The organism is Actinomadura physcomitrii, assembly GCF_008923205.2.
GTDB lineage: Bacteria > Actinomycetota > Actinomycetes > Streptosporangiales > Streptosporangiaceae > Spirillospora > Spirillospora physcomitrii.
Window position 1 is genome coordinate 56,134 of record NZ_WBMS02000045.1, and the last position, 6,658, is coordinate 62,791.

Genomic DNA, 6,658 nt, shown 5'->3' on the forward strand with positions numbered 1-6,658 from the left:
TACGTGAAACATCACCACATTGACGAAGGGAACGCCGCGTGAACGCGCTGACGGTCCTCGCCTCCTCCGGGGGAGATGAGTTCCAGGCCCCCGGGCCTGAGATCTTCGACTTCCCGCCGCTGTTCTCCGGTGGCCCGGCCTGGCTGACCAAGCCGGTGCTGTTCGCGGTCGTCGGCGCCCTGCTGATCTGCGGGTTCTTCTGGACCGCGTTCGCCAAGCCGAAGCTCGTGCCGCGCGGCGCGCAGAACCTCGGCGAGGTCGGCTACATGTTCGTCCGGGACCAGATCGCCCGGCCGTTCCTCGGCAAGAACGCCGAGCGGTGGATGCCGCTGCTGATGTCGCTGTTCTTCCTCATCTGGTTCTGGAACATCTTCTCGGTCATCCCGATCATCCAGTTCCCGATCGCGTCGCACATCGCGTTCCCGATCGTCCTGGCGATCTTCGTGTACTGCCTGAAGGTGTACCTGGGCCTGCGGCACCAGGGCGCGAAGTACTTCACGGACATGCTGCCCAAGGGCCTGCCCTGGCCGGTCTACATCCTGCTCGTGCCGATCGAGTACCTGTCGACCTTCATCATCGCCCCCTTCACCCACGCGGTGCGGCTCTTCGCGAACATGTTCGCCGGCCACATGATCCTGGCGTTCTTCAGCCTCGTCGGGTTCTGGTTCATCTTCGAGAAGCCCACGGTCGCCGGGTTCGGCGTCGGCGTCGTCGGCGTGATCGTCACGATCCTGATGACCGCCCTCGAGCTGCTGATCCAGTTCCTGCAGGCCTTCCTGTTCGCGCTGCTGGCCGCCATGTACATCCAGAGCGGCCTCGAAGCCGAGCACTAGCCCTCCGGGTCGGACGGTGCCCCCCGGCACGCGGCCCGAAACCGACAACCTCGTCTCCAGCCCAGACCGGCGGACACTCCGCCGGCCGACAGAAAAGGAATGAACCCATGACGGGAGTCCTCGCCGCCGTCGACGGTAACGTCACCGCGATCGGTTACGGCCTCGCGGCCATCGGCCCGGGCATCGGCATCGGCATCATCTTCGGCCAGGGCGTCAACGCGATCGCCCGCCAGCCGGAGCTGACCGGCGTGATCCGCACCAACATGCTGCTGGGCTTCGTCCTCACCGAGGCGCTCGCCCTGATCGGCCTGGTCGCGCCGTTCATCTTCAAGAGCGTCTGACCACCCCTGCCACCTGAGGAAGGGCTGCAGACATGATCACAGCAGCTTCCGTCCTTGCGGCGGAGGAGAACAACCCTCTCGTCCCGCACCCGTACGAGCTGGTCGTCGGCATCTTCTCGTTCCTCGTCGTGCTCATCGTGGTCGGGAAGATCCTCACGCCGCGCATCCAGCAGACGCTGGAGGAGCGGACCGACGCGATCGAGGGGGGCCTCAAGCGCGCCGAGCAGGCGCAGGAGGAGGCCCGCCAGACCCTCGAGCAGTACAAGGCCCAGCAGAAGGACGCCGCGATCGAGGCGTCCAGGCTGCGCAAGAAGGCCGAGGAGCAGGGCGCTCAGATCATCGCCGAGATGAAGGAGCAGGCCCAGGCCGAGGCGCGCCGCATCATCGACGCCGCCAAGGCGCAGATCGAGGCCGAGCGTCAGCAGGCGCTGTCCTCGCTGCGCGCCGAGATCGGCTCGATGTCGGTGGAGCTGGCCTCCCGCGTGGTGGGCGAGTCCCTTGAGGACAGCGCCCGCCAGAGCCGGGTGGTCGACCGGTTCCTCGAGGAGCTCGAGGAGCGCGCCCGCACGCAGGAGCAGATCACATCATGACCATCACGGGAGCGGTGAGCAGGGCGTCGCTGGCCGAGGCCAAGGACCGGCTGGAGGCCGTCATCTCCTCTGCCGGCGCGGACCTCGACGGGCTCGGCGGCGACCTGTTCGCGGTGCTGCACCTGATCGACCGCGAGCACGGCCTGCGGCGGGCGGTCTCCGACCCGGCGCGGGACGGCGCGGACAAGGCGCAGCTCGTCCGGATCCTGCTGGAGGGCAAGGTGTCGCCGGCCGCTCTCGGGCTGGTCGCCGACGTGGTCCGGATGCGCTGGTCCACCCCCTCGGAGCTGTCGGACGCGGTGGAGACCCTCGCGGTCATCGCCGAGTCCGCCCGCGCGGAGGCGGACGGGCGGCTCGACGACCTGGAGGACGAGCTCTTCCGGTTCTCCCGGGTTTTGGAGGGCGAGGTCGAGCTGCGCGGCGCGCTCGCCGGCCCCGGCCTGCCCGCCGACCGCAAGGCGGGCCTGGTCGAGGCGCTGCTGGACGGCAAGGTCCAGCCGGCCACGCTGACGCTGGTCACCGAACTGGTGCTGCGTCCGCGAGGACGTAGCCTGGAGAGCGGGCTGGCCGAGTTCGGCCGGATCGTCGCCCAGCGGCGGGAGCGGCTGGTCGCGCTGGTCCGCACCCCGGTCGAGCTGGCGGACGCGCAGCGCACCCGGCTCGCCGCGGTGCTCGCCGCCGCCTACGGCCACGAAGTACACCTGAACATCGAGCTCGACCCCGCGGCGATCGGCGGCCTGTCGATCGAGATCGGGGACGAGATCATCGACGGCACGATCGCCGGACGGCTGGACGACGTCCGCCGGCGGCTCGGCACCGGCTGACACGCCGGCAGAGCTGACCCCAAAGGGAGCAAGAGAGGAATCATGGCGGAGCTGACGATCCGTCCGGATGAGATCCGGAACGCGCTGGAGCGCTTCGTCCAGTCGTACGAGCCCGAGGCCGCCGCGCGCGAAGAGGTCGGCACCGTCGTCGATTCCGGCGACGGTATCGCCCACGTCGAGGGCCTGCCCTCGGCGATGGCCAACGAACTCCTCGAGTTCGAGGACGGTACCCGTGGCCTGGCTCTGAACCTGGACGTGCGCGAGATCGGCGCCGTGGTGCTGGGCGACTTCAGCAAGATCGAGGAGGGCCAGAAGGTCCGCCGTACCGGAGAGGTCCTCTCGGCCCCGGTCGGCGACGCCTTCCTCGGCCGCGTCGTCGACGCGCTGGGCAACCCGCTGGACGGCAAGGGCCCGATCGAGAGCACCGAGCGCCGCGCGCTGGAACTGCAGGCCCCGACCGTCGTGCAGCGGCAGTCGGTCAAGGAGCCGCTGCAGACCGGCATCAAGGCCATCGACGCGATGACCCCGATCGGCCGCGGCCAGCGCCAGCTGATCATCGGTGACCGGCAGACCGGCAAGACCACGGTCTGCGTGGACACCATCATCAACCAGAAGGAAGCCTGGGACTCGGGCGACCCCGCCAAGCAGGTCCGCTGCGTGTACGTCGCGGTCGGCCAGAAGGGCTCCACGATCGCCAACGTGCGGCGGTCGCTGGAGGAGGCCGGCGCGCTGGAGTACACCACGATCGTGGCGGCCCCGGCGTCCGAGCCCGCGGGCTACAAGTACATCGCCCCCTACACCGGGTCGGCGATCGGGCAGCACTGGATGTACCAGGGCAAGCACGTCCTGATCGTGTTCGACGACCTGTCGAAGCAGGCCGAGGCCTACCGCGCGGTGTCGCTGCTGCTGCGCCGCCCGCCGGGCCGCGAGGCCTACCCCGGTGACGTCTTCTACCTGCACTCGCGGCTGCTGGAGCGCTGCGCGAAGCTGTCGGACGACCTCGGCGGCGGCTCGATGACCGGCCTGCCGATCATCGAGACCAAGGGCAACGACGTCTCGGCCTACATCCCGACGAACGTCATCTCGATCACCGACGGGCAGTGCTTCCTGGAGACGGACCTGTTCAACCAGGGCGTCCGGCCGGCGATCAACGTCGGCATCTCGGTGTCCCGGGTCGGCGGCTCGGCGCAGATCAGGGCGATGCGCAAGGTCGCCGGCACGCTGCGCCTGGCGCTGTCGCAGTTCCGCGACCTGGAGGCGTTCGCCGCGTTCGCCTCCGACCTGGACGCCGCGTCGCGCGCCCAGCTGGAGCGGGGCGCGCGCCTGGTCGAGCTGCTGAAGCAGCCGCAGGGCTCGCCGTTCCCGGTCGAGCAGGAGGTCGTCTCGGTGTGGGCGGGCACGTCCGGTGAGCTGGACGACGTCCCGGTCGCCGACGTCCGCCGCTTCGAGCGCGAGTTCCTCGACTACGTCGAGCGCGAGGACGCGGGCCTGCTGACCTCGATCCGGGAGACCGGGCAGCTGTCCGACGACGACCTCACCAGCCTCAAGAGCACCATCACGGAGTTCAAGAAGGGCTTCCAGACCAGCGAGGGCGACCTGCTGGGCGCGGAGGAGCCCGCCGAGGCGATCGAGGACGAGGCCGTCGAGCAGGAGACGATCACCCGCGTCAAGAAGGGCTGATCGGCCATGGCCGCACAGCTTCGTCAACTCCGGCAGCAGATCAAGACGGTCAAGTCGACCGCCAAGATCACGCGCGCCCAGGAGATGATCGCCACGTCGCGGATCGTCAAGGCCCAGCAGGCGGTGGCGGCCTCCAAGCCGTACGCCGACCGGATCACGCAGGCCCTGACCGCGCTGGTGAGCCACCGCGTCGGGATCGACCACCCGCTGCTGCACGAGCAGCCGACCGACAACCGCAGCGCGGTGCTGATCATCACCTCGGACCGCGGGTTCTGCGGCGCCTACAACGCCAACGTCATCCGCGAGGCCGAGTCGCTGATCACCGCGCTGCGCGAGCAGGGCCGCGAGCCGGTCCCGTACGTCGTCGGCAACAAGGGCATCACCTGGTACCGGTTCCGGGGCCGGGAGGTCGCCGAGACCTGGCACGGGTTCAGCGACCGCCCCGACTTCGCCAACGCCGAGCGGATCGGGCGGCGGCTGACCGAGGACTTCCTCAAGACCGACGCCGAGGGCGGGGTCGGGGAGATCCACGTCGTCTACACCGAGTTCGTCTCGATGCTGACGCAGAAGGTGCAGGTCCGGCGGCTGATGCCGCTGGAGGTCACCGAGGGCGACGGCGACGGGCAGGTCCTGCCGACCTACGAGTTCGAGCCGTCCGCGCAGGCGGCGCTCGACCTGCTGCTGCCCAACTACGTCGAGAGCCGCATCTTCCACATGCTGCTGCAGTCGGCGGCGTCGTTCCAGGCGTCGGTGCGGCGGGCGATGAAGTCGGCGACCGACAATGCCAATGATCTGCTCGGGGTCTACACGCGCCAGATGAACCAGGCGCGGCAGGCCGCGATCACCCAGGAAATCAGCGAGATCGTCGGTGGCGCTGACGCGCTCGCCGAGTCTGGCGGGGAGTGAAATGACTGCACAGGTAGAGACGGCGACCGCGACCGGGCGCGTCGCACGCGTCATCGGCCCGGTCGTCGACGTGGAGTTCCCCGCCGACGCCATCCCGGAGATCTACAACGCGCTGCACGTCCAGGTGACCCTGGGCGGCGAGGAGAAGACCCTGACCTTCGAGGTCGCCCAGCACCTGGGCGACAACATGGTCCGGGCGATCTCGATGCAGCCGACGGACGGCCTGGTCCGCGGCGCGCCGGTGGTCGACACCGGCGAGTCCGTCGCGGTGCCGGTCGGCGACGTCACCAAGGGCCACGTGTGGAACGCCCTCGGTGACGCGCTGGACGCGCCGACCGCCTCGCTGGAGATCACCGAGCGCTGGCCGATCCACCGCAAGGCCCCGGCGTTCGACCAGCTGGAGTCGAAGACGGAGATGCTGGAGACCGGCATCAAGGTCATCGACCTGCTGTGCCCGTACGTCAAGGGCGGCAAGATCGGCCTGTTCGGCGGCGCGGGTGTGGGCAAGACCGTCCTCATCCAGGAGATGATCCGCCGCGTCGCCCGCAACTTCGGCGGCACCTCGGTGTTCGCCGGCGTGGGCGAGCGCACCCGTGAGGGCAACGACCTCTGGGTGGAGATGGACGAGGCGGACGTCCTCAAGGACACCGCGCTGGTGTTCGGGCAGATGGACGAGCCGCCGGGCACCCGGCTGCGCGTCGCGCTGTCCGCGCTGACGATGGCGGAGTACTTCCGCGACGTCCAGAACCAGGACGTGCTGCTGTTCATCGACAACATCTTCCGGTTCACCCAGGCCGGCTCGGAGGTGTCGACGCTGCTCGGGCGCATGCCGTCCGCGGTGGGGTACCAGCCGACGCTGGCGGACGAGATGGGCGTGCTGCAGGAGCGGATCACCTCGACGCGCGGTCACTCGATCACCTCGATGCAGGCGATCTACGTGCCCGCCGACGACATCACCGACCCGGCGCCGCACACCACGTTCGCGCACCTGGACGCGACGACCACGCTGGCGCGGAGCATCTCCGAGAAGGGCATCTTCCCGGCGGTGGACCCGCTCGACTCCACCTCGCGGATCATGGACCCGCAGATCCTGGGGAACGAGCACTACGCGGTCGCCCAGGAAGTGATCCGGATCCTGCAGAAGTACAAGGAGCTGCAGGACATCATCGCGATCCTCGGCATCGACGAGCTCTCCGAGGAGGACAAGGTCACCGTCCAGCGGGCGCGGCGCATCGAGCGCTTCCTGTCGCACCCGATGTACGTGGCCGAGCAGTTCACCGGCCAGCCCGGTGTGACGGTGCCGAAGGACGAGACGATCGCCTCGTTCAAGGCGCTGGCGGAGGGCAAGTACGACCACCTGCCCGAGCAGGCGTTCTTCATGTGCGGCGGCATCGAGGACGTCGAGAAGAAGGCCAAGGAGCTGGAGAAGTAGTCCGCTCCGGCGGGGGGGCCCGGCCGCGACCGCGCCGGGCGCCCGCGCCGGC

7 protein-coding genes are annotated in these 6,658 nt (G+C 69.3%); all 7 read left to right on the forward strand.

Features of this window, described 5'->3' with window-relative positions:
- Window positions 1-38: 38 nt before the first annotated feature.
- The 7 genes from atpB (at window position 39) to atpD (ending at window position 6,606) form a co-directional block, all read left to right on the forward strand.
- Window positions 39-833, forward strand: a complete 795-nt coding sequence (atpB, locus tag F8568_RS38125; protein WP_151598485.1) for a F0F1 ATP synthase subunit A — start codon at window positions 39-41, stop codon at window positions 831-833.
- 107 nt (window positions 834-940) lie between these two features.
- Complete coding sequence (gene atpE, locus F8568_RS38130) at window positions 941-1,174, forward strand: ATP synthase F0 subunit C (protein WP_151544552.1); 234 nt, start codon at window positions 941-943, stop codon at window positions 1,172-1,174.
- A gap of 32 nt (window positions 1,175-1,206) precedes the next feature.
- Window positions 1,207-1,764 carry a F0F1 ATP synthase subunit B gene (locus F8568_RS38135; protein WP_151598486.1) on the forward strand — a complete coding sequence of 186 codons (558 nt, stop codon included), beginning with the start codon at window positions 1,207-1,209 and terminating at the stop codon, window positions 1,762-1,764.
- A complete protein-coding gene (locus tag F8568_RS38140; RefSeq protein ID WP_151598487.1) occupies window positions 1,761-2,588 on the forward strand; it encodes a F0F1 ATP synthase subunit delta in 828 nt (275 codons plus the stop codon). The genes F8568_RS38135 and F8568_RS38140 overlap by 4 nt, the downstream gene beginning before the upstream one ends.
- 42 nt (window positions 2,589-2,630) lie before the next feature.
- Window positions 2,631-4,268 (forward strand): F0F1 ATP synthase subunit alpha, encoded by a 1,638-nt coding sequence (gene atpA, locus F8568_RS38145; protein WP_151598488.1) that lies wholly within the window; start codon window positions 2,631-2,633, stop codon window positions 4,266-4,268.
- Window positions 4,269-4,274: 6 nt separating this feature from the next.
- Entirely contained in the window at window positions 4,275-5,174 is a 900-nt protein-coding gene (locus tag F8568_RS38150) for a F0F1 ATP synthase subunit gamma (protein WP_151598489.1), read from the forward strand.
- A 1-nt stretch (window position 5,175) separates the two neighbouring features.
- The gene (atpD, locus tag F8568_RS38155; protein WP_151598490.1) at window positions 5,176-6,606 is read left to right on the forward strand and encodes a F0F1 ATP synthase subunit beta; all 1,431 of its coding nucleotides are present in this window, start codon (window positions 5,176-5,178) and stop codon (window positions 6,604-6,606) included.
- Window positions 6,607-6,658: the final 52 nt, after the last annotated feature.